Here is a 22,434-nt window from a genome sequence, read left to right as displayed (position 1 = left end):
TATCAAAATGACTTTGCGCTCGAAAACGATTATCGGTATTGCTTTGATTGAAGCGCTGGCTTTGGGATTACTGATCATCAGTGGTTTGAGCTGGCTCAAAAGCTCCAATGAGCGACAGCTCCAACTAGGTAGCTCACAACTGGCGAGTGTGTTCGCCAGTGCCTCAAGAGATGCTGTTATAGCGACTGATCTCGCCTATCTCGATAGCTTTGCCCAGTCTGTAGCGAGCGAGCACAATCTCGCCTATATCCGTATTTTGGATCAAGCACGCCAAGTATTGAGTACCAGAGGTGACTACTATGGTGTGGACACCTCGGTGCGCCCATTCGACGTTCCTGACGGGGTTTATGATGTGGTCAGTGAGATCCAACTCGATGGTCAAGTGTTTGGTTATGTGGAAATGGGCGTCAAGGTAGAAGGAATTCACCAAGTGCTTAAGCTCGCCACGCAAGCAAGTTTAATTATTGCTAGTGTCGAGATGTCTTTGGTCGCACTGTTTTCGTTTGCGTTAGGTACCTATCTTATGCGGCGTTTGGATCTGCTTCGTAAGGGGGTGGTTCAAGTTACCAAACAAGGTCCTGGAGCACAAATCACCATAAGTGGTAATGATGAGGTCACACGTGTTGGTGAAGCGTTTAACCGGATGTCGCTATCATTGGCAGAGGCGCAGCAAAAACTTCATCAGGAGTATGTGAATCAGCAAAGGCTCACGGAGAAAGTTACCCAACTAGCTCAAGTGGCTGAGCACGCGCGCGATGTAATTATCATCACCGGTCCCAACGGTAAGATCACCTGGGTAAACCCCGCATTTGAACAGCTAACGGAATACACCTTGCAGGAGGTGATTGGCTTGTCTCCTGGTGACTTGCTACAGGGTGAGGGTACGGACAAATTGACGGTGGCTCTGTTGTCTGACAGTATTCGTGACCACCAGCCTATTCGAGTTGAGATCTTAAACTACACCAAATCCAGACGTTCATACTGGGTCGAACTTGATGTAACTCCAGTGAAAGATAAGCATGGCCGACTGCAGAGATACATAGCCGTCGAGAGAGATATCACGGATAGAATTGAGATTGAGAAGCAGCTATCGTCTGCGCTGGACAAGTCCAACCGGGCGGCGAAAGCAAAATCGGAATTCTTGGCTAATATGAGCCATGAAATTCGCACGCCTATGAATGCCATCATGGGGATCAGTGAGTTGTTAATGCAAGATGAACAGCGTAGTGAGCAACTAGGACAATTGAAGTTACTCCATCAATCAGCCGACAACCTTGTTACTGTGATCAACGACATACTCGATTACAGCAAGATTGAAGCTGGGAAGCTGAGCCTAGTCAATGAAGCGTTTGATCTGCGCGAGTTAGTTGAAAGCTGCTGCGAACTGTGTGCTTATCAAGCCAGTAGAAAGGAGCTAGTGTTATTAGTTGATATGCCTGCATCACTCAATAGTGCAGTGGTCGCCGATAAAGGACGGATCAACCAAATCTTACTTAACTTGTTGGGCAATGCGATTAAATTCACTGATAAGGGATACGTGTTGTTGCGTGTGTCTTCAATGGAGTCGGCTGAACATCATGGTTATCAGTTTGAAGTGATTGATACGGGGATTGGTATCCCTCCAGAGCGCTTGCCGTATATTATGGACAAGTTTGAGCAAGCCGATAATTCAGTTACGCGACAGTATGAAGGCACTGGGCTAGGTCTGGCCATCTCTAAGCATCTGATTGATATGTATCATGGTGAGTTGTCCGTCACATCACAGCTCGGTCAAGGTTCGTGTTTTCAATTTGAGCTTTGGCTTCCCTCTCAGACGGAACCCTCGGTGGTGGTAAAAGATAGACTCAATGCGCACCTAACGCTGGTTGATGACTGCGACGCAAGAGCCGAATTGATCGCTCGTATGGCTCGTGACCTTGGGCTCACAGTCAGCCACTATGCACACCTTACAGGCAGTGCCGTTGAGGTTGAACAACTTAAACTCGGCCATGTTATCGTCGCTCAGCGCAGTATTGAAGCTCAAAAAATGGCATTAGATTACATTGAGCAAGTACAGACCGCGGACTTTATCCATATGATAGAATCGAGTGGAGACCCTAGGAAATCACAGATTGGACGATTGTTACGCCAGCCAGTTACGTATAGCAAACTATGTGCACTTTACCAACAGTCCGGGCAATCTGTCGCACCGACATCCAGTATCACTATGTGCGATTTCTCAAGCATCAAATTGCTCGTAGCAGAGGACAGTGATATCAATCGAATATTAATCTCCTCAATGCTAAAAGATACCAACATCAACCTTACCCTGGCGGAGGATGGTGTTGAGGCAGTGCGGCTATACCAGCAGCTGCAACCCGATCTGGTAATCACGGATATCTCAATGCCAAACAAGGATGGTTTTACTGTGACTAAAGAGATCCGAGCAATGCAGCAATCTGGTGACTATCCTTGGTGTCCAATTATCGCATTCTCAGCACACGCGCTGGTAGAAGAGCGGCAAAAAGGCGTCTTGTCGGGTATGGATGATTATCTAACCAAACCGGTGAAAAAGGCACAGCTGCTCGAGATGATAGAAAAGTGGATGAAGGGAGAGACTGCCCTCGAAAAAAGGGCAGGTACTGAATATAGTTAGATCTTGGTGTTCATATTGGTAGCAATGATTCGTTCAAGTTCACCGTTGGCTTTAAGTGTCTCTAGCACTTTATCCACAGCAGCTTTAAGTTCACTATCCTTGGCCATCATGGTGCCGATACTCGATTGGGTAAACTCGAAGTCTGGCATCGAGCGGCATAACTCTGGGTAATTAGCTGCGCGATAATCGGCCTCAACTGAATCTGGAATCATCAGATCAACCGTGCCATCCAAAATTCGGTCATAGACATACTTGTTGGTAGGCTCAACATGCAGCTTTGCGTTTTTTAGTGTTGCGCGGGCAAACTTCGCGTTAGTGCCACCCTCGTTGATGATCACTGTTGTGGAAGGCTGATCGATTTTTTCTAAGCTATCAAACCTAGTGGCATTCTCACACAGAGTGATTGGCGTTTTGCCATAAAAATAGTAGGGCGTTGAGAAAAAAGCAGATTGCTTACGGTCTTCGTTGATTGAGATCCCAGTCATGCCAAGGTGATAACGGCCCTGCTCAAAATCTTGCATTAGCGTAGGCCAGCTGGTTGGTACAAGCTCAATATTAACCCCAAGGTAAGCGGCGATTTCAGCGGCAATATCGTGTTCAATACCGATATAGTGACCATCCTCTAGCTTCTCGGAGAAGGGCATATAGTCTCCGGTCACGCCGACCTTCAACGTTTTAGTGGCGATGATTTCATCCATTACATCACCGGAATACGCCTGCCAAGGGGTGGCCGAAAGTAGACAAAGTAATACATTGCTGGCGAGGGTTTGCTTGTGCTTATGCATAATTTACAACTTTAATACAGTCAGTTAGGTAGTGAAAAACGCTACTAAGTGCGTCTCGTGCGATGCATCCAACTGTAAAGTTGTATGAAGATATTTTCAATCCAATTTTGTCAAGTATTATGCTCTTGGTGGGTGTTTTTCATCTGTATAGTAATGTTTACACCAGCATGAGTTTATCTGGCGCCAACGACGGTTAGCGCCAACTTGCTTGCCTATCTACGGTTGTAAAGGCTGATGAAACGGCGGTTGATTATCAATGGTTAGTTCATGGTGAGCAACGGTGTCGAGCTGCTGTGAAGAAAGCAATCCATCCTGATTGGTATGAGGCGGTATGTCAAAAACAGGTTGTGGCTTGGGCAGAGCGTTAAGATACTGCTCGAAAGCATAGGTTAGGTACGCTGCAATCTCGTCTGGATCATTGGTATTCATCTCACTGGGTGCATCGGCATAAGCGGTGTTAATTGAGATCTCTGGCATGCCGGCCAAAAATTCAGCAAATAAACGGTTGGCGATATCAACCTCATGTTGAGTGGCAGTTATTGTGCTCATGATTCAGTCCTTTTGTTTAGTTTACTACTCGCAAAATGCAAGTAACGTAATGACAGAAGGTGACGAATAAATAACTAGAAATGAACTTTGTTGGTGAGTGGTAATTCCACATTAGCAAACTGTCTCTAAATTTCAACATTAATAGCAGTGGATAAAATAGAGCTTGATTTGGCGTGCAAGATTAAATAAAACTGTAGTATACACAAGTGACCTTAAGATGCAGTTTCAGAGAGATTTGCTTGGGTAGGGAGACTTGTTATGACCGTACTTGAGTCTTCTGCATCTTGAGACTACTTGGGTGTCAGTAGTCAAGGAAGAGGAATAACACTTATGCATGTAAAAAAAATTAATGACAAGCAGATCCGTGAAATGATGATGGAGCAACCTAAATTGTTCCCGGGTATGATCTCTACCCATTTCTACATCGGTATTATTCGTCAAGAGATGGCTTTGTATGAGCACCAAGCCAATCCATCGAGTGTTGAGCAACTGTTATCTGGGTACCTTGGATTTAAAAGCGATTGTTTGGTATTGCCTGAGTTTTAACCACCTGTTCATTTAGCCCCGGTACTCAGACAACCCAGATCTAAGGCTGCTTTCAATACGCTTAACACTACCGAGCACTCATGAAGAGCAGCTTATCTGAATATCCTTTGCCCATTTGGGTGGAAGGTTCGCATAGTGTTGCAACTCAGGTTGTTCATCAAAAGGATGTTTGAGCAATTGAGCCAGACGATGTATCTCAGAGTAATCTCCTTGTTCGGCAAGAGTGATGGCTTGCTCAGCAAGATAGTTCCTTAGAATGTATTTAGGATTGATCTTGCGCATCGCCTCGCAGCGTTGTTTATCTGTTATCTGAGCGCCACGCGGGTGTGCGCCACACTGGTGAGTGCCACACTGGTCACTCTCAAGCTTACAGCGCTCGAGGTAGCGAGTAAGCCAAGATAAGCCAGCCTCTCGGTCGAGAAACAGGTCAGTGACATTTGTACCATCTTGATGGTCGAGGCAGCTTAGTTCACGCATAAATCGGGTATAGTCAGTGCGCTGCTGCTCGAGTAATGAAAAGAGGTCGCTAAACAGCGCTGCATCCTCAGGCTGCTTACTTTTTAAACCGAGTTTAGAACGAATGATCTCGCTGTAGTAGTGGTTTATCTTGGTTTGATAGTGAGAGAGCTCGGCTTCAATGTGCTGCTTGTCTATCAGTGGGGTTAGTGCTTGTCCTAGCGCACTCAGGTTCCACAGTCCAATGCTAGGTTGCATATCAAATGCGTAGCGACCCTGATAGTCGGAGTGATTAGGAATAAATCGGCTGTTGTATCCGTCCATAAAGCCAAAGGGACCAAAATCAAAGGTCTCACCTAAAACCGACATGTTGTCGGTGTTCATAACCCCATGAGTAAATCCAAGCCCCTGCCATTGCGCGATTAAAGCGGCCGTTTTGTCGATTATCTTGATGAACATCGAGAGGTAGGGAAGGTCTGAATCAAGGCATTCGGGCCAATACCACTCAATGACTTTATCGGCGAGCAGTCGCAACTGGTCAGTCTGCTGCAGATAGTAGAAATGCTCGAAGTGACCAAAGCGAATGTGACTGTGGGTGGTTCTTAGTAACATCGCGCCAAACTCGCTTTTTTCTCGATACACGGGGGTATCGCTGGTGAACATACCAAGCGCCCGCGTTGTTGGCACGCCAAGGCCAGCCAGGGCCTCGCTGCACAGGTATTCACGAATGGTAGAGCGCAATACAGCGCGACCATCGCCCATGCGAGAATAGGGCGTGATCCCCGCTCCTTTTAGGTGCAAGTCGTGCAAGCAACCATCATGCCCTTTTAGTTCTCCAAGCAACAGCCCACGCCCATCCCCTAGGTCAGGGTTGTAACTACCAAATTGATGCCCTGCATATTTCATTGCCAGAGCGGGGTGGTGCTCAAGGGCTTGCTCGCCAAAAAGAAAGCGCTGAAATAATCCACTAGGAGGGGATTGCGGCCAGTTGAATTGCTTGGCGAGATCTTGATTCCAAATCACCCAGCGTGAGTTTGTCAGTGGTTTTACTGCGACTTTGGTGTAAAACGCACCGGGCATATCAGTATAGCGGTGATTGAGCTTGTTGATATAGTCAGTGGCTTCATTATCACAGAGGTTATCCTTATCCATTCCTACTGCTCCCAACCTAAGTTAATCCATTATCGCGTCTTAGTAGTAATACGTGGGGTAAGCTTTGGCGATTACTTACAGACTATAGCCTACTAAACCAAGTAACCCGATCATGATGACAATGATACCGATTAGCGGTAACTCCTGAGAAATGTCACTGCAATAGTGAAAGCGATGGATATACATAGATGGGACGGACGTAACATCTACTGAGTGTTAACGTGGTAGTTCATTAAACTTTAAAATATGCTTATTAGTATGACAAATACTATCAAAATGAAAATTGATAGAAAAATATACAAATACGTTTAATTGGATAGGTTTTAGATGAATAACAAATTTGGCTGCTTGGCATTTATGATGTTTCTAAGCAGTACATTGATCCCTTTTTCTAAAGTTGAGATTTGGGGGATGACGGTAGTGACGAAAGGCTACGAGGTGATACCAGTTGCGGCACTGTTTGCGATCTTTTTGTGTCTAGTATTGTGTGTTACTGGTGCGCCACGGTTTATGCTCAAAGGCTTAACGGCAGTTTTTCTTCTCTTGGCGGGTAATGAAATTTATCAGAGCTTTGCAAGTGCTTTGGAGGCTTATAGAGCGTTTGGGGTGCCTCTTAGTCATGCTGATGTGACCCGTATTATGGGCGAAGTGATTGGTGCCTTAGCACTCGGCGCTTATTGCCTACTATGCGCGAAATTGATGATGTTGGTGTTCCTTTTTCTGCCCTATACCGAGAATCGAGAACTATGGGCGCCGCTGATAAAAGCGGTCAGTCAACCATAGGTAAAGGTTGATTACCTTAACGTCAATGGTCAAAAGGGGAAGGGTCTGCGGTGCGCGCTGTACCTTTGCCCCATAGCATTAAGTTGGTTTCGCCCCCATAGGGTAAGTTATCCTATTTTAGCTTTTCCTTATCCTACCTTTAAGTTTGACCAAACTGCGCCCCTATGTGACTATCGGCTTGATATAACAACAAAGAAATCTGCTTATGAAATATTCAGGCAAACCTGGGGAGCTCGCCTACCCCTTTATTTTTGAGCAAAGCTGCTTATGTGATTATGAGATTTTAACCGATGAGCTGTGCACCTTTACGGGACTGGCCCTAAGTGCGGTTACGCAACCTGAAATTCGTCAATCTTTGGAGAGGCTGCAACCCAAGTTATTCCATTTAAATGGCTCGATCCGCGGCAAGTGTGGCATCTTTGAAAGTGATTTAGAGCAGCTAGCAAAAGAGTATTTTTACTTCAAAGAGCAGGTAGCAGATAAAGGCAAGCGCTTTGTCCTGCCGCGTGGCCAAGGGGCGGTGGTTCAACTGCATTACTGTCGCAGCTTAAGCAAGAAAGTGGTGCGGCTATTAGTTAAGGTCGAGCAAGAGGGTAAAGCGGTACCGTCAACCTTACCCCGTTTTGCCAATTTACTGGCCAACTACTACTTTGCTCTGACTCGCTTAATCAACCAATACGATGGCATTGAAGAGCCGGAATATCACAGCATCAATTATCCTGCCAAGGGGTAGTTACGCTTTACCCCTGAAGAATTTTTTTATCCCGCGCTGCAAGGTTGTTAAACACGACACACAGTGACGCCACGACGGCAATGACGCCAAGTGGCAAGACCCAGCCATCAGTTAGGGTATGTGTGTAACCGATAATGGTTGGCCCAGTCGCCGCTAGCGCGTAGCCGATGCTCTGAGCAAGGCCTGAGAGCGCGGCTGCTTGGCTTGGGTTATTGGTCCGCAAACCAAAAAAAGACATGGCGATGATAAAGGTGGAACAGTTGGTAAGACCAAATAAGCCGACCCACAAAATCGCCCAACTTGGCACAAATACCATGCCCCCCAAGGCCACAACGACACTCGATGTACAAAGAGTGATCAGGGCGCGCTGATTGTTGGAACGCGAAAGGATTGGCAACATGATCAACCCAGGGATCATGGTGGAAAACTGAAGAAAGCTGTAGATATAGCCAGCGTCAATCTCACTATAGTTCAAATCACTGAGCATTTTCGGCAACCAGCCAGCCAATGAGTAAAATGTAAAGGAGTTTAAACCAATTCCAAGCGTAACTTGCCATGCGATTGGGCACTTGAGTAGCGTCCTCATCGGGGTCGAACTAGACTGGTTACCATTCTGTTGGCGGCTGGTTTGATAGCTTTGGCGTTGAGGCAGCCAAACCGCTAAGGCTAGGCATGGAAAAATAAGATTGAACATCAGAGCAACCTGCCAACCTGAGAGGTTGGAAAAACTAAAGCTCGATAGGGGGACCATTAAACCTGCGCTTAAGGTCGAGCCCACCCCCATGATGAAGATATACAGCGATGTGATGACCGATATTCGGGACGGAAAACTCACCTTGACGACCACCGGAAGCAAGACATTACCTGCCGCAATGCCAGCACTGAGCAATATCGTGCCTAAATACAGCGGCAACTCATGACCCGATGAGCGCAATAACACGCCCACGGCAATTAAAATTAGGGCAAGGAACAAGCTGTTATACAGACCAATACGCTGTGATACGGTGGCGGCAACTGGTGAGAAAATCGCAAACGACAGCAGTGGTAGGGCAGTGAGAAACCCTGCTGATGAGGCCGAGAGCGATAGGTCGGTCATTATCTGACCAAGCACAGGTGCAAGGCTGGTAAAAGGTGCACGTAGATTTAGCGCGATAAAAAGAATGCCGATCAAGGCTATAATGCCTGCTCGCTTGGCCTGGTTCATGGGGTTTTCCTCGATTAATCAGCGCGCTAGTATAGCGGAAATGAGACTTTGCGCGAAGACTTATTGTATGATTTATCGCCTTTAAATCGTACCTTGGCACGACTTGCTGGAGATAACTTGTCAAATTGGATGGATATGCGTGTAAGAACTTGTTGATTGAGGCAGACACACTATATTGGTAGATATATTCTCAAATAGAGATTGAAAATATGCTTCTTAATGATCTTCAAGTGGTACTCAAAGTGGCTGAGTTTCGCAGTATTACCGCCGCGGCAAATAGTATGGACATGCAAATGGCCACCGCGAGCGCCGCGCTAAAGCGGGTCGAAAAAGAGATCGGTTTTGAGCTTTTTGTACGTACCACGCGTCAGCTCAGGCTGTCACCTGCTGGCGAGCGCTATCTACCTCAATGTGAGCAGGCATTGCAGTTGTTAGAGAACGCTAAACTGAATATTCAAGAAGATCTTGATGTGCTTGGTGGAGAGGTGCGCATCGCGCTTTCGTCGGATTTAGGGAGAAATGTAGTGACACCGTGGCTAGATACCTTCCTACTTGAGCACCCTGAGGTTGAGCTGCGTAGCAACATTAGCGATAGCAATATTGACTTCTATCGTGACTCGGTGGATATGGCACTGCGCTACGGCTCACCCAATGACGCTAATATGTACGGCTTTAAGATCTGCGATGTGCCTCGGCTGTTATGCGCAGCACCCAGTTACCTTGAAAAGCATGGCATACCGGATACTCCTGAGTCGCTCCGGCACTTCAATGGCCTGTTTTACCAGCTTAGTGACATCGTTCAAGACGAATGGCGCTTTATTAAAGGCGACGAGCTACACAAGGTTAAGCTCAAGGGTAACCGTGCCTCGAATGACGGCGACTTAGTGCGGCGTTGGTGCGTCTCTGGTTATGGTTTTGCCATTAAATCGTGCCTGGACATGGCTGATGACCTCCTCAATCAGCGTGTGGTGAGTGTATTACCTGAGTACGTTCCTACCTCGACGGAGTTGTGGCTAGTCTGTCCTAGTCGTCAGTCGATCACGCCAACAGTGCGGTTGCTGCGTGACTACTTTCGTCTGCAAACTACCAACATCTTGCAAAAGTTGTCCGACGAGGGAATCTTACTCAAATAACGCGATCAGTCGAAGCGAGTTGCATAACTTGGTTATACAGCTTGTCGCTAAGCATGATAAACACAGTACTGTTTGAGCGCCGGTTAATGATTGATATGCCAGCAGTCATTTGGTTAATTCCATCAATCTTGCTCAGATTATACTCATTGACTGGCAGTCATAGCCTAAGCTTGTACAATCAACCGGGTTTTCAATGATTTGATAACTGACTAAGGGGTGAAATCCCAAAGTAGAGAGAAGTGACTTTGCGAACAAATGATCATTTTGATGATTTGTACCCAAAGTGACTTGAGTCTGACAGCCGCGTAAAGCGGTGGGATAACTCTGGTCTCATATGGAAAAATTAGAGGGTCAAATGACAAAAGGTATAGATAAATACAGTATCGACAGTACCGACTATACGGTCGGTCAAGATAACGTGCAGAAATGGGGTTTTGATGTCCATAACCCCGTTTTTGGTATTAGTGCAGGATTTATAACATTCTTCCTGCTAGCGGCGGCAGTACTCGATGCCAGCCAAGCCAAAGCGGTGCTTGATGGGATTAAGTGGCAGATCATCGGCTCTTTTGATTGGCTATATATCTGGGCGGGCAATATTTTTGTCATCTTCTGTTTGGCATTGATTGTTACGCCATTTGGCAAGATCCGCCTTGGCGGTCAAGATGCCACTGCGGATTACACCTTTTTCTCATGGCTAGCCATGCTGTTTGCGGCGGGCATGGGAATCGGTCTGATGTTCTGGAGTGTTGCTGAGCCAGTAGCGTATTACACGGGATGGTTCGAGACACCACTGGGTGTCGAGCCAAACACACCGGAAGCTGCAAGACTGGCGATGGGGGCGACCATGTATCACTGGGGTCTGCATCCTTGGGCTATTTATGGTGTTGTTGCGGTCTCATTGGCGTTTTTCAGCTATAACAAGGGTCTGCCGCTGTCGATTCGTTCGATTTTTTACCCTATCTTGGGTGACCGCGCTTGGGGATGGCCAGGTCACATCGTTGATATTCTCGCGGTGTTAGCAACTCTGTTTGGTCTTGCGACTTCTTTGGGCCTTGGGGCGCAGCAAGCCGCAGCTGGCATCCAGCACGTGTTTGGTATTGAGGCTGGCATGGGCATGCAAATTGTCGTGATCACAGTTGTGACTTTGCTTGCGGTAGTATCAGTTCTACGCGGGATTGATGGCGGGGTAAAAGTCATCAGTAATATCAATATTATCGTCGCGTTTCTACTACTGATTTTGGTTGGCGTGATTGGGTACAGTGTCGTGTTAGGCTCTGTACCAAGTACTTTGATGGCGTACCTAGAAAACCTTATTCCACTGAGCAACCCTCACGGGCGCGAAGATGAAGCCTGGTTCCAAGGTTGGACAGTATTCTATTGGTCTTGGTGGATCTCTTGGTCTCCATTTGTCGGTATGTTTATCGCGCGTGTCTCGCGTGGTCGTACCGTGCGAGAGTTTATGACCGCGGTATTGATTGTGCCTACCTCAGTTACGGTAATCTGGATGTCAGTCTTTGGCGGTATGGCCATTGATCAGGTAGTAAACAACGTCGGCCAGCTGGGCGCGCAAGGCTTAACAGACGTTTCGCTGGCAATGTTTGAGATGTTCGATGTATTGCCAATGAGCACCTTCCTATCCATTATTGCGATTATTCTGGTTATGGTGTTCTTTATCACTTCTTCAGACTCGGGCTCACTAGTTATCGACAGCATTACCGCAGGCGGTAAAGTGGATGCGCCTGTTTTGCAACGCGTATTCTGGGCATTTATGGAAGGCGCAATCGCCGCCGCTCTACTATGGGTAGGTGGCACCGAAGCCATCGAGGCACTCCAGGCCGGCTCCATCTCCACTGCACTACCATTCACCTTCGTGCTACTGGCGATGTGTGTGAGCTTGCTGATGGGTATGAACACGGAAAAAGACTGGCGCTAAGCGCTTCAGCGTTTAGGACAATTTTAAGTAGATCAAAAGGCATACTTTTCGGAGTATGCCTTTCTTTTTCAGGGGCTAGGAGCGAGGACACTTCGTTCCGAGTAGCGAGTAATTTACCGCTCGCGTCGAGCCCCTCGTACCCTGTAGGGCAACGCCCGTCCCCGAACCTCGCCCCCTTTGGTTTAGTCGTCTTTAGTAAAATTAGCCTCACTAAACTGATCAAGATCGTATGGTGTTTGCTGGTAAACGCAGTAGTTTAGCCAGTTGGCGAACAACAGGTGTCCGTGGCTGCGCCAGCTAGCGATGGGCTTGTTGTCTGGGCAATTGTTCGGATAGTAGTTAACCGGGATTGCGGGCTCCATTCCTTCACCTAAGTCGCGAATATACTCGTTGTGCAGGGTATGTGCGTCATACTCTGGGTGACCGGTAACAAACACATTGCGCATATCCTTGGTGGCTGCTAGGTATACGCCTGCGACATCTGAGGTCGCTAGGATATCCAGATCGGTGTGATCTTGCAGATACTGGGGTGAAAAGTCTGCAAAGCGTGAATGCGGCGCTAAGAAGGTGTCATCAAAGCCACGCAAAATCGCATGGTAAGGGTCGTGGATATCGTGATGATAGACACCAGAAAGCTTCTCTTTACGGGTACGCTTTGGTAAATCATACAAAAGTTTCAGACCAGCTTGTGCAGCCCAACAAACGTAAAGCGTTGAAGTTACATGTTCTTTAGCCCAATTCATAATGGTTTGCAGGTGTTCCCAGTAGAGCACATCCTCAAACTGCACTAAGCCAAGTGGCGCACCAGTAATGATCAAGCCATCAAAGTTGCGATCCTTGACCATCTCGAATTGACGATAAAAGGTGTCTAGGTGTTCAACAGGCGTGTTTTTACTTGGGCGATTGTCGATGCGTAGCAGTTCGACATCCACTTGCAGTGGACTATTGGACAGTAGACGCAGAAACTGAGTCTCGGTCTCAATCTTTTTCGGCATCAAGTTAAGGATCAGTACCTTAAGTGGACGAATTTCCTGAGTAGCAGCGCGGGTTTCCGACATAATGAAGATTTTTTCATTGCGCAGTACATCAGTGGCAGGTAGTTGATCGGGTATCTTGATCGGCACAGCTTTACTCCCTAAGCGTAATTTTGGACGTCTATACATCCAAAGTTAACGTAAACTGTGATTTATGTCGATAGCTAAATCAAATATTATTGGCGTCCAGAAATAAAAATAACTCAAAGGTTGTTAATGAGTCCATCTTACAAGGCGTCTGCAGGTGTGTCGTCTTCAAACATACAAAAGTTAATCATTGTCAGAGGCTTGCCTGGTTCGGGCAAGTCGACCTACGCGCGCAAGCTGGTTGATTTGCATCGTGATTACCAGCACCTTGAGGCGGACATGTATTTTGTTAATAACGCAGGTCATTACTGTTTTGACCCTCAGCACTTGCCACAAGCGCATGACTGGTGTCAGCAACAGGCGCGTCTTGCGTTGCTGGAGGGAAAAACCGTGGTTGTCTCGAATACTTTTGTCAGGTTATGGGAAATGAAATCGTATCTAGATCTTGCTGAGCAGTTGAAGCTTAGGGTTGAGATTGTCGAAGCGAAAGGGGAGTTTGAGTCGATTCATGATGTGCCCGTATCGACGATAGCCAAGATGGCGCAGCGCTGGCAGACAGTGCCAAATCGATGGTTGCAACGTTACTCGATTGAGGAGTATCGACCGAGCCAATCGTCACGACTTATATAGTGACTGTCACTAATACTGATATACTGTTTCCCTCGTCAGCGAGTTGTCTCAAATACGATTTAGCATGATTATCCAGAGCGAAAGCGATTCTAATGTCTAATCAGAGCTGAGCAGCGAAATTCCCACTTTGTTCGGACCCAAAACCAGACTCACCGAGCAGTTGGTTAGTTGGTACATTGTTTTTAAACGGAGTATCATCAACATTTAACAGTGCCGATACAACAAGAGCAAATAATAATGCCCCTAATCACGATAAGAGCTGCAAAGTGCGCTGACCTCGATAGACTCAATCGCATGATGTATCAGCTGCATCATGAGCATCATCTTTTGTCCCCTGAGCTGTTTAAACCTGCTAATGAAATCGATAAAACCATCGCGCATTACCTCGACCATCCTGAGTGCTTGGTGTTTGTTGCTGTCGATAATGGTAACGTTGTTGGATTTGTCTCTGGCCACTTTGGGCAGTATCAATCCCCTGTCAGTAAGCCGGTGATGATGGGCAGTATCGATGAGTTATACGTAGAGTCAAACTATCGAAAGTCAGGAATAGCGTCTAAATTGATGGATACGATAGAGCAGACACTTGGTGATTATGGTGCTCGATATCTGTTTGTTGAGGTCTGGGATTCTAACCCCACGGCGGCTCAATTTTATTTGACTCAGGGATACCAAAGTCATATTCACTGCTTGATGAAGGTGGTTAGGGAGTAGCATTTGCGCGCCGCACTGTGTTTTTTGATCGTCCTTACCGCTGCGTCATTGCCTCTACTGGCAGATGAAATAGCAAAGCCCAATAGCCACGGCGCGCTGTGTGTTATCCACGCAGACAACAAGCTTTTGTTGGTTAAAGAAACCCTGAGTAATAAGCTGTCACTACCAGGAGGTGCGGTAAACCCGGGTGAGAGTTCACGCTTGGCGGCCGAGCGCGAGACGTGGGAAGAGGCGGGGATTGAGGTCAGTGCCGTGCGTCAAATTGGCGCGACGAGCTCAACCCATGTTTATGAATGCGTTCCCACCTCTATGTTAACTGCATTTTCTACGCGCCACCGCTTAAAAGGAAAACCAGTCCCATCTTGGCATGCGCCGCACTTTGCCATTGAGGTGTCCGATGCTCTGCTTATCGAACCCGAATTAGTACAGCCTGAGCAGTATCGTTACCCGGCCCTATGGCCCAAGGTCAAGGCATGGATATCAAAAACGCACTCCTATCCAGTTAAGTATATTGATAATGCAATGAGCGAAGCTTCTTGGTGGCAGCAAGGTGAGTTGAAGTTATTATCTGTTGCCACTGACTCTATGATTCAGGGGGATAGGCTTACGGGATGGATTGATGCGATAAATCGGATATTGTTTAGCCCAATCCTTCTCTGTTTACCGATAATAATGGTATTAGCGAGTCATAACTTTGCCAGTGCTGTTCGTCTATTGTTTGCCCAGCTTGTGGCCGCGCTCGTTTGTTTCATTGCTATGTTTGTCCTATCTTCGCCATCCCCTAGCCAGTATGTTGGTATGCTTACAGAGCAAGGAATGGGCTATGGTTTACCAGCTCTGCCTCTAACTCTCTGGGCGACGAGCTGGTATAGCCTGACTCAATTGTGCGACTTAGACCGTAGGTGGCACCTTATCAATGCCGTAATGATGCTGTTTGCGTTGACGAGTTTATCGCTCGGTTATCACGCCTTTATTATTGATGGTTTTATTGGCGTAGGGATAGGCTATGCTGTCGCCAAGCTTATTTGGCGGCAACATCCCAAGTATATTGGACGCTATGCCTGGCTGTTTCTGTCGGTGTTTGCATGTGTTGTGTGCTACCGCTGGTACGCAATTGAAGTAGTCCAGCTGCTCGTGGTGATCATGATGGTTAGTTTAGTGATGCTGTTACTGCCAAACTGGCGACTATCACCAGTCAGTTTACCATTTTGGTGGGGGAGCTTGTGTGTTATGCCCAGTGTCTATCTCACCCTTGTGCTCGGCCCGCCGAGCTTTAGTCGCCTTGAGTGGTTGGCCGTACAGTCGCTTTATCTACCACTGGCTGCGTTACTGGCTTACTTATCGATCGTTATCCGCTATTTTTTCACCACAAGGGCACAAGGTCGGCCGCTATCTGGTTGATATTCTGCAGCAGCTCGATTAAGGTGCTGGCAAAATCTGACAAATGTAACTGGAGTGAGCATTGTACAAGCTCAATGAAATTTTCGAGACCATTCAGGGCGAGGGCAGTTTTACTGGCGTGCCTTCGGTGTTTATTCGGCTGCAAGAGTGTCCTGTCGGCTGTGCCTGGTGTGATACCAAGCAAACCTGGGATGCAAACCCGCAGCATGAGAGCAGTGTGGGAGAGGTGATCGCTAAGCAGCAAGATTCACAGCTATGGTGCAAGACAACCGCTGAGCAATTGGTCACGATTTATCACCAGCAAGGTTTCAGTGCTAAACATATTGTGATTACCGGCGGAGAGCCTTGTATCTATGACCTAACAGAGTTGACCCATGCATTTGAATCACTTGGTTGCCGTTGTCAGATTGAGACCAGTGGTACCAGTGAGATACGTACCTCTGATGATACATTTGTGACCGTGTCACCAAAAGTGGCGATGAAAGGGCAGTTGCCTGTTCTGCCACAAGCACTGGCCAGAGCGGACGAAATCAAGCATCCAGTGGGCACGCAAAAAGACATCGAACAACTCGATGAGTTGCTAGAAAGTGCCCAGGTTTCGCCACAGGCGATCATTTCACTGCAGCCAATCAGCCAAAAGCCACGTGCCACCGAGCTGTGCATTGATACCTGCATCAAGCGTAACTGGCGTCTGTCGATTCAAACCCACAAATACCTGCAAATTGCCTAGGAGAAAAAGAATGAAAAAAGCCGTAGTTGTATTTAGTGGCGGGCAAGACTCAACCACTTGTTTGGTTCAGGCTCTGAAGCAGTATGATGAAGTTCATGCCATTACCTTCGATTATGGCCAGCGTCACAGGCTTGAAATTGAGGTCGCTGAGAAACTCGCACAATCACTTGGCGTTGCGGCGCACAAAGTGATGGATGTTGGTCTGCTGAATGAACTGGCGATCAGCTCGCTGACCCGAGACGATATTCCCGTGTCGCACGAACTACAAGACAATGGGCTACCTAACTCTTTTGTCCCTGGACGAAATATCTTATTTCTCACCCTAGCGGGTATTTATGCCTACCAGATCGGTGCAGATTCAGTGATCACAGGTGTGTGTGAGACGGATTTTTCAGGTTACCCAGACTGTCGTGATGAGTTTGTAAAATCGATGAACCAGGCACTGGTGAAAGGGATGGATCGCCAGCTGGAGATTGTCACGCCGCTGATGTGGCTCAACAAGGCCGAAACCTGGGCGCTAGCAGACAAATATACTGCGCTAGATTTGGTTCGAGAGCGAACCTTGACGTGCTACAACGGCATCATCGGTGATGGGTGTGGCGATTGCCCAGCGTGTCATCTCCGCTGTGAAGGGCTCAATGAGTATCTGGACAATCGTGCTAGCGTGATGGCTGAGTTAGAGGCCAAACTGGCTTGATAGGTAGGTGATGCGTTACTTCATCTCTGTTAGGAGCTGCCCGATAACGCGTTGCACGCCAGCGTCACGGTTGCTTGGGGCTTCGAATCGAGCAACCCGTTTGACCCTTTCATGGGCATTAGCCATTGCGTAAGAGTGCTCGCTGACAGCGAGCATTTCTAAATCATTCAGATAATCCCCAAAGCTCATTGTATGCTGCGCTTCAAATTCAAAGTGCTGCTGTAGGTGCTCAATTGCCGCGCCTTTAGACGCATTAGCGTTCATCACATCAAGCCAGATCGAAGCGCTAACCACCACCTGATGGGAATGGCCAAAGTGGTGCGATACACTTGGATAAACCAATTGTTCCGTTCCGCCGAAATGACACACCGCCACCTTGATAAAGTCATCCTCTACCTCAAGAACATTAGGGACATATTGGCATTGGTGATAGTATTTTTGCAGCTCATCTAACGCCTGTGGGTCCTGCGTCTCGATATAGGCCGAGCGTTTACCGCACAGCACAATGGTCGCGCCCGGGATGGTTCGCACGCAGTTGATAATTGCCACGATGTCATCTTTGGGCATAGTACAGCTATAGAGCTCTTTACCTTGATGCATCACCAAGGTGCCGTTTTCTGCGACAAACACCACCTTATCAGCAACCGGTGCAAAAGTGTCTTTTAAGCTGAAGTACTGCCGACCTGATGCCGCACAGAAACGAATGCCTTGTTGCTCAAGTTGGTCGATGAGCTCGAACATCTGTGGGTCCAGTTGGCCATATTGGTCCAGTAGTGTGCCATCCATATCAGCGGCGATAAATTTAATTAAACGTTCAGTCATAATGTTCAATCTTTAACAGTAATTGAAAAATCTATTGGCATGACTCGATAGACTCAATCTGAGCTTGATAGCAGCCTTGCTCGTGATTGTAGACAAAGGTCAGTCGATGGTTGATGCCAGGAATGTTGTCCTGCTCATAGTGGGAGACATACAGCACTTGGCTTAACTGGTGCTCCACGATATAGCGAATCGTCTGGTTAAACAGCAGCCGGCCGAGATAATCTAACCCTTGATAAGGCTCATCGAGGATCAGCAGCTTAGGCTGTTTTATCAGTGCCCGAGCTAATAGAATCAGCCGTTGCTGAGCATATTCAAGTTGACGAAAAGGCTGATTTTGACAATCAGAGAGGCGAAGGATCGTCAGCCATTCTTGGGCCGCTTGGCGCTGCTGTTTGGTTGGTTGAGTGTACAGACCAATTGAGTCATAAAAACCGCTGATCACTGCTTCAAGGGCGGTGCAACTGGCACGGTATTGCAGATGGAGTGCTGAGGAAACCAGGCCAATATGCTGCTTGATTTGCCAGATAGACTCACCATTGCCTCTTTGATAACCAAACAGCTCTATTTGATTACTGTAGCATTGAGGATGGTCGCCAAAGATTAGCCCAAGCAGGGTGCTTTTACCACAGCCGTTTGGCCCGGCAATCTGCCAGTGTTGACCTGCTTTAATGGTCCAGTTGAGCTGATTAAAAATCACCTGGTCGGTGTACTCCACCTTGCCATCGATGATTTCAAAAACCGGTTGGGCTTGTTGTTGTGGCTGGTATTGATATTTATCTAAAAGGGCTGTGACCTGCTGGCTTTGCAGCTCGCCAAGCGATGTTAGCTGCTTAACGACCGGGTGTTGCTGCCAGTCTTGTACCGCAACGGTTTGAACCAACTGGTGATCAGCAAAGATGGCAACTTGATCAACCCACTGTGGCATATCTTCTAGGCGATTGACACTGATGATGATAGCAATCGAGTCAGACAGGCGAGTGAGATAATGCTGCAGGTCGATTCTGTGCTGTGCATCTAACCCAGCGAAGGGATCATCGAGGTATAGGTAGTTTGGCTGTCTGGCAATCGCTCGAGCAAGCATGACTCGGCGCGTCTCACCCGTTGAGAGCATACGAAAACCATGGCCCATCAGATGAGTTAAATCGAGTTCTTCCAGCAAACGCTCGCACTGATCGGAATTAACGCAACAGGCCATCACCAAATCTTTCACTGAGCTGCCGTGATCAAGGCGGTCAAGAAAATCGGTATCGTCATTGGCGATTTCGAGTTCGAGCAGCTGCTGTTGTTGCTTTAGAGAGACAGGTTCAATGGCTCTTTGATTAAGGTCAAGCTGACCGTGAGTCACACTCGCTTCTTGGCAGAGTAGGTCACCAATCAGTGCGCTGGTGGTCTGGTCAGCGCAAAGGATTCCCCATGACTCTTGAGGCTTAATTGACCAGTGTTCGATGGTTAATTCGGTCGTTGGACTGGTGTAATAGACCTGATTAAAATTGATCGTCATGCTCACTTCCTTGCGCACCACTTAGATAGTCAAAATTAGATAGTAAAAAGCTCTGCACGACATGCAGAGCTTTAGTTTAACTTGTCAGTTTCAATTTGAAGTGCTGCTGATGCCTTTACAAGTATTTCTTGGCGATATCAGCCGGCTCAACCTCTTTGCCTTCTAGCTGAGCGTTCCAGTTTGGACCGATAAGAACACCGTCCTCATCTAGGGTAACCAGCCAGTCTTCTACGAAGATATCCAGAGGGATCTCTAGCACTTCGAAGTCGGCCCACTCTTCAACGTTGTGGTACTTAGCATCTTCTTCGCTAGACCAGAAAGGCATCACTTCTGAGTTCTCAAACTCGGTTGAGTCAACCGCAAGCCAACCATCTTCATTGCGAAGACCCCAAACTTTCATGTTTTGTTTTGATTCGCTAATGAAAAGCTCTAGGTTAGCTTCAATATTTTCAGTCAGTTTTGTCATTGTGAATATCTCAATAGTGGTGTGAAGAGGACTCTTCGTTTTCCCGCTCACTATAGCACTTTTCCTAGCACACAGGTACGCAAACTACCGCGCGTGCAAAGAAAAGTTCTGTCTATTACGATATTCTCAGAGAAGAAATAGGGCTTAGCGTTTGTTGGGCAGAGTCGTATAAACAGTCCATTCCATCTCAACCACATTTTCAAGCCCGACTACCGTGGCCACCACCCGGCGGTTAAGAGCATGACTGATCTCATCTTCACCATCACGAACCAACTGTGACTCGCCAAAACCGACAATTTTAACTCGATCAGAGCCAATACCGTAGCGATTGAGGGCGGCTTGCGCGGCAGCAGCACGGCGCTTGGAGAGATCGAGGTTATATTCAACACCACCGATTTTACTGGTAAAGCCCTGAAGCTCAATCGAAGTCTGGGGGAAATCTTTTAAGAACATTGCCATTTCACGAATCTGGTTCATAAATGCCGGACTGATCTCCGCTGAGTCGTTAGCAAATAGAATGTACAGCTGCATTTGTGAGCTGGCGCTAATCATCCCACCACAGCCATCGTTATCGATTTCTGCCCCACGCGGTGTGCCGGGACACATATCGCGTGCATTAATGACACCATCGCGGTCATCATCCATCAAGTCGTGAATTTGCGTTGCGACGGGAACAGGGCGATAGTCGTATTCGTCATTGGCGTCTTTTACAACATAGACCGCATCGGCGAGTACTGAGGTAGACAAGGTCGCCATTAGGCCAAGCGATATCAAAGAACAGGTTTTCATACTAATACTCCAATTGCTGTGACCATTCTTGCGGCGATTCCACTCTTAACGACTGGAGTAATACGCCGGTGGCATTGAGAATACGGTATTTGGCGTACTGCTCCCCATATTTGGCGTCTAAGAAAGATTTGCGGGCTTCGAACAACTCGTTTTCGGTATTGAGTACATCGAGTAGGGTGCGCTTACCGATTTTGTACTGTTTTTCATAGGCGACCACAGTGTTGGATGCTGAATCAACGTGATCGGCCAAAAAAAGCTTTTGCTGACGACTTAGGTCTAAACCGCTCCAAGCCAGGCGCAGTCCTTCTTCGACTTGGCGATAGGCGCTATCACGCAGATCTTTTGAGCGATTAAGCTGATAAGCAAAGTTGTCTTGTCTGGCGCTGTCGCTCCCGCCGTTATACAGGTTGTAGCGCATGCGTAGCATCAGAGAGGTTTCGTCGTCACTGCCTGCTAGACCATCCATGTCATCGCGCCATGTCTGTGACGCCTCAATGGTAAAGGTTGGCAAATTGACCCCTTTAGACTGTTTGTACTGAAATTTGGCGGAGTCGACATCGGCTTGGCTGACCTTGATCACTGGATGATCTTCAAAGGCCATATCAATCGCATCTTGCAGCGATGGCGGAATAAAGTTCTCGTCCGCGCGCGGGTAAATTAGCCCCTGAGGTGCCATGCCCACGATTCGAGTAAACTGAGTGTGGACGTCATACATATTGTTTTGTGCGGCAAGAAGATTGCCGTGCGCTTTGGCGATCCGTGCTTCAACTTGGGAGAGATCGGCGGTTGAGCCAATCCCAGAATCGACACGTTTTTTGATGTCGGTGTAGATTTTTTTATGGGTGCGTAGATTACCCTCTGAGAGCTCTAACAGATCGAACGCCTGGCGCGCATCAAGGTAAATTTTTGTCACCTCCAGGGCAATATCCTGTGCATCAGCCACCAACTGTAGGCGTACCGACTCGGCATCAGCCGCGGTGCGATCCATATCATTGAGAGTGGCATTGCCATCCCAAAGCAGTTGAGTCAGAGAAAGTGTCACCTCACGCCCGGTAAGGTCACCAAAATCGGACTCAGGACTCTCTGTGTCTTGAAAGCCAATGCCAGCATCCAGGTCAATGCTCGGCAAGTACTGCCCTCCAGATGCTCGGCGTAGATAGCGCTTGCTGACGTATTCATTGTACTGGGCTTTAATATTGGGGTTGGTTTTTAGCGTGTGTGCCACCGCCTGCTCAAGCGTTTGAGCACTACTAAGCTGAGCGGAGGATAGGGCGATGCCCATGGCAATTGCAACGTTCAACTTCACAAGATCTCTCCTTGGTCTCTCGACAGCCTTACAAGGTGATGAATACACTGAGCTAAGTGTCAGAATTTCATAAAATTTTGATTAATTTATTGCTTCCTAACACAAGATAGTAAACCCACGCTTGTTTTAAAGTTTTTTAATGGAATTAATCGATTAGCGTAAATGTGAAGCTTTTTCATTTTCTGCTGAGTCAGGCTGTTGTAAATTATGAGCCTAATCAAATACAAGTTGTTGAAAAATAGTGTATTGTTTACGGCGTAAGCGATGATTTTGTCCAATGACACTTTTACCAATAAAAGCTATAAATTCTACTGCAAGTAGTATGGTTAAGTTTATATGTTGGATAGTTGT

General features: G+C 47.4%; 20 protein-coding genes and 1 pseudogene. 11 read left to right on the top strand and 10 right to left on the bottom strand.

Annotation, left to right across the window (positions count from 1 at the left end; all coding sequences use genetic code 11):
• Window positions 1-7: 7 nt before the first annotated feature.
• Entirely contained in the window at window positions 8-2,635 is a 2,628-nt protein-coding gene (locus ACZ5R2_RS10875) for an ATP-binding protein (RefSeq protein ID WP_464902270.1), read from the top strand.
• On the opposite strand, the gene ACZ5R2_RS10870 is transcribed toward ACZ5R2_RS10875, so the two are convergent.
• A complete protein-coding gene (locus ACZ5R2_RS10870) occupies window positions 2,632-3,420 on the bottom strand; it encodes a transporter substrate-binding domain-containing protein (protein WP_464902269.1) in 789 nt (262 codons plus the stop codon). The two genes, ACZ5R2_RS10875 and ACZ5R2_RS10870, sit on opposite strands and share 4 nt — an antisense overlap.
• Window positions 3,421-3,636: 216 nt before the next feature.
• Complete coding sequence (locus tag ACZ5R2_RS10865; RefSeq protein WP_464902268.1) at window positions 3,637-3,969, bottom strand: hypothetical protein; 333 nt, start codon at window positions 3,967-3,969, stop codon at window positions 3,637-3,639.
• A 330-nt stretch (window positions 3,970-4,299) separates the two neighbouring features.
• Between ACZ5R2_RS10865 and ACZ5R2_RS10860 the strand changes: the two genes are divergently transcribed.
• Entirely contained in the window at window positions 4,300-4,515 is a 216-nt protein-coding gene (locus ACZ5R2_RS10860) for a hypothetical protein (protein WP_464902267.1), read from the top strand.
• A gap of 78 nt (window positions 4,516-4,593) precedes the next feature.
• Here the strand turns inward: ACZ5R2_RS10860 and ACZ5R2_RS10855 are convergent, their stop codons facing one another.
• Complete coding sequence (locus ACZ5R2_RS10855; protein ID WP_464902266.1) at window positions 4,594-6,123, bottom strand: protein adenylyltransferase SelO; 1,530 nt, start codon at window positions 6,121-6,123, stop codon at window positions 4,594-4,596.
• A 327-nt stretch (window positions 6,124-6,450) separates the two neighbouring features.
• Here ACZ5R2_RS10855 and ACZ5R2_RS10850 point away from each other — a divergent pair, with 327 nt between their 5' ends.
• Complete coding sequence (locus tag ACZ5R2_RS10850; protein ID WP_464902265.1) at window positions 6,451-6,906, top strand: hypothetical protein; 456 nt, start codon at window positions 6,451-6,453, stop codon at window positions 6,904-6,906.
• A 199-nt stretch (window positions 6,907-7,105) separates the two neighbouring features.
• Entirely contained in the window at window positions 7,106-7,639 is a 534-nt protein-coding gene (locus ACZ5R2_RS10845; protein WP_464902356.1) for a cobalamin adenosyltransferase, read from the top strand.
• 7 nt (window positions 7,640-7,646) lie between these two features.
• Here the strand turns inward: ACZ5R2_RS10845 and ACZ5R2_RS10840 are convergent, their stop codons facing one another.
• A complete protein-coding gene (locus ACZ5R2_RS10840; RefSeq protein WP_464902264.1) occupies window positions 7,647-8,843 on the bottom strand; it encodes an MFS transporter in 1,197 nt (398 codons plus the stop codon).
• 209 nt (window positions 8,844-9,052) lie between these two features.
• Between ACZ5R2_RS10840 and ACZ5R2_RS10835 the strand changes: the two genes are divergently transcribed.
• Window positions 9,053-9,976 carry a LysR family transcriptional regulator gene (locus tag ACZ5R2_RS10835; RefSeq protein ID WP_464902263.1) on the top strand — a complete coding sequence of 308 codons (924 nt, stop codon included), beginning with the start codon at window positions 9,053-9,055 and terminating at the stop codon, window positions 9,974-9,976.
• A gap of 355 nt (window positions 9,977-10,331) precedes the next feature.
• Window positions 10,332-11,909, top strand: coding sequence for a BCCT family transporter (locus tag ACZ5R2_RS10830; protein WP_464902262.1), 1,578 nt, complete (start codon window positions 10,332-10,334; stop codon window positions 11,907-11,909).
• A 182-nt stretch (window positions 11,910-12,091) separates the two neighbouring features.
• Here ACZ5R2_RS10830 and metA read toward each other — a convergent pair whose 3' ends face one another.
• Window positions 12,092-13,033: a homoserine O-succinyltransferase MetA gene (gene metA, locus ACZ5R2_RS10825; protein WP_464902261.1), complete on the bottom strand. Its 942-nt coding sequence runs from the start codon at window positions 13,031-13,033 to the stop codon at window positions 12,092-12,094.
• Between the two features lie 126 nt (window positions 13,034-13,159).
• On the opposite strand from metA, the pseudogene ACZ5R2_RS10820 reads away from it, so the two are divergent.
• The 5 genes and pseudogenes from ACZ5R2_RS10820 to queC form a co-directional block, all read left to right on the top strand.
• Window positions 13,160-13,585 (top strand): annotated as a pseudogene (locus tag ACZ5R2_RS10820) (ATP-binding protein); the annotation flags it as partial.
• Between the two features lie 312 nt (window positions 13,586-13,897).
• Window positions 13,898-14,371, top strand: a complete 474-nt coding sequence (locus ACZ5R2_RS10815) for an N-acetyltransferase family protein (RefSeq protein WP_464902260.1) — start codon at window positions 13,898-13,900, stop codon at window positions 14,369-14,371.
• A gap of 3 nt (window positions 14,372-14,374) precedes the next feature.
• On the top strand, window positions 14,375-15,772 hold the full coding sequence (locus ACZ5R2_RS10810) for an NUDIX hydrolase (RefSeq protein ID WP_464902259.1): 1,398 nt from the start codon (window positions 14,375-14,377) through the stop codon (window positions 15,770-15,772).
• 61 nt (window positions 15,773-15,833) lie between these two features.
• Window positions 15,834-16,502 (top strand): 7-carboxy-7-deazaguanine synthase QueE, encoded by a 669-nt coding sequence (gene queE / locus ACZ5R2_RS10805; RefSeq protein WP_464902258.1) that lies wholly within the window; start codon window positions 15,834-15,836, stop codon window positions 16,500-16,502.
• A gap of 10 nt (window positions 16,503-16,512) precedes the next feature.
• Complete coding sequence (queC, locus tag ACZ5R2_RS10800; RefSeq protein WP_464902257.1) at window positions 16,513-17,199, top strand: 7-cyano-7-deazaguanine synthase QueC; 687 nt, start codon at window positions 16,513-16,515, stop codon at window positions 17,197-17,199.
• Window positions 17,200-17,214: 15 nt separating this feature from the next.
• Here the strand turns inward: queC and ACZ5R2_RS10795 are convergent, their stop codons facing one another.
• The 5 genes from ACZ5R2_RS10795 to ACZ5R2_RS10775 all read right to left on the bottom strand — a co-directional run bounded on the left by ACZ5R2_RS10795 (window position 17,215) and on the right by ACZ5R2_RS10775 (window position 22,059).
• Window positions 17,215-18,021 carry an HAD family hydrolase gene (locus ACZ5R2_RS10795; protein WP_464902256.1) on the bottom strand — a complete coding sequence of 269 codons (807 nt, stop codon included), beginning with the start codon at window positions 18,019-18,021 and terminating at the stop codon, window positions 17,215-17,217.
• Window positions 18,022-18,052: 31 nt separating this feature from the next.
• Window positions 18,053-19,522, bottom strand: coding sequence for an ATP-binding cassette domain-containing protein (locus tag ACZ5R2_RS10790; RefSeq protein WP_464902255.1), 1,470 nt, complete (start codon window positions 19,520-19,522; stop codon window positions 18,053-18,055).
• A 115-nt stretch (window positions 19,523-19,637) separates the two neighbouring features.
• Window positions 19,638-19,988: a DUF2750 domain-containing protein gene (locus ACZ5R2_RS10785; RefSeq protein WP_464902254.1), complete on the bottom strand. Its 351-nt coding sequence runs from the start codon at window positions 19,986-19,988 to the stop codon at window positions 19,638-19,640.
• A 144-nt stretch (window positions 19,989-20,132) separates the two neighbouring features.
• On the bottom strand, window positions 20,133-20,777 hold the full coding sequence (locus ACZ5R2_RS10780) for an OmpA family protein (protein ID WP_464902253.1): 645 nt from the start codon (window positions 20,775-20,777) through the stop codon (window positions 20,133-20,135).
• Window position 20,778: 1 nt separating this feature from the next.
• Complete coding sequence (locus tag ACZ5R2_RS10775; RefSeq protein ID WP_464902355.1) at window positions 20,779-22,059, bottom strand: TolC family outer membrane protein; 1,281 nt, start codon at window positions 22,057-22,059, stop codon at window positions 20,779-20,781.
• Between the last annotated feature and the right edge of the window lie 375 nt (window positions 22,060-22,434).

It is taken from the genome of Vibrio sabulosilitoris, from assembly GCF_055391395.1.
Note: the sequence above shows the minus strand (reverse complement) of the source record. Positions and strands in the feature narration are given on the sequence as shown.

Excerpts from the sequence above, each read along its gene's own strand:
- ACZ5R2_RS10865 (WP_464902268.1), bottom strand. The coding sequence starts at position 3,969 with ATGAGCACAATAACTGCCACTCAACATGAGGTTGATATCGCCAACCGT.
- ACZ5R2_RS10850 (WP_464902265.1), top strand. The coding sequence starts at position 6,451 with ATGAATAACAAATTTGGCTGCTTGGCATTTATGATGTTTCTAAGCAGT.
- ACZ5R2_RS10855 (WP_464902266.1), bottom strand. The coding sequence starts at position 6,123 with ATGGATAAGGATAACCTCTGTGATAATGAAGCCACTGACTATATCAAC.
- ACZ5R2_RS10840 (WP_464902264.1), bottom strand. The coding sequence starts at position 8,843 with ATGAACCAGGCCAAGCGAGCAGGCATTATAGCCTTGATCGGCATTCTT.
- ACZ5R2_RS10875 (WP_464902270.1), top strand. The coding sequence starts at position 8 with ATGACTTTGCGCTCGAAAACGATTATCGGTATTGCTTTGATTGAAGCG.
- ACZ5R2_RS10780 (WP_464902253.1), bottom strand. The coding sequence starts at position 20,777 with ATGAAAACCTGTTCTTTGATATCGCTTGGCCTAATGGCGACCTTGTCT.
- ACZ5R2_RS10785 (WP_464902254.1), bottom strand. The coding sequence starts at position 19,988 with ATGACAAAACTGACTGAAAATATTGAAGCTAACCTAGAGCTTTTCATT.
- ACZ5R2_RS10860 (WP_464902267.1), top strand. The coding sequence starts at position 4,300 with ATGCATGTAAAAAAAATTAATGACAAGCAGATCCGTGAAATGATGATG.
- ACZ5R2_RS10790 (WP_464902255.1), bottom strand. The coding sequence starts at position 19,522 with ATGACGATCAATTTTAATCAGGTCTATTACACCAGTCCAACGACCGAA.
- ACZ5R2_RS10830 (WP_464902262.1), top strand. The coding sequence starts at position 10,332 with ATGACAAAAGGTATAGATAAATACAGTATCGACAGTACCGACTATACG.
- ACZ5R2_RS10795 (WP_464902256.1), bottom strand. The coding sequence starts at position 18,021 with ATGACTGAACGTTTAATTAAATTTATCGCCGCTGATATGGATGGCACA.
- ACZ5R2_RS10870 (WP_464902269.1), bottom strand. The coding sequence starts at position 3,420 with ATGCATAAGCACAAGCAAACCCTCGCCAGCAATGTATTACTTTGTCTA.
- ACZ5R2_RS10775 (WP_464902355.1), bottom strand. The coding sequence starts at position 22,059 with ATGGGCATCGCCCTATCCTCCGCTCAGCTTAGTAGTGCTCAAACGCTT.
- ACZ5R2_RS10815 (WP_464902260.1), top strand. The coding sequence starts at position 13,898 with ATGCCCCTAATCACGATAAGAGCTGCAAAGTGCGCTGACCTCGATAGA.
- ACZ5R2_RS10835 (WP_464902263.1), top strand. The coding sequence starts at position 9,053 with ATGCTTCTTAATGATCTTCAAGTGGTACTCAAAGTGGCTGAGTTTCGC.
- queC (WP_464902257.1), top strand. The coding sequence starts at position 16,513 with ATGAAAAAAGCCGTAGTTGTATTTAGTGGCGGGCAAGACTCAACCACT.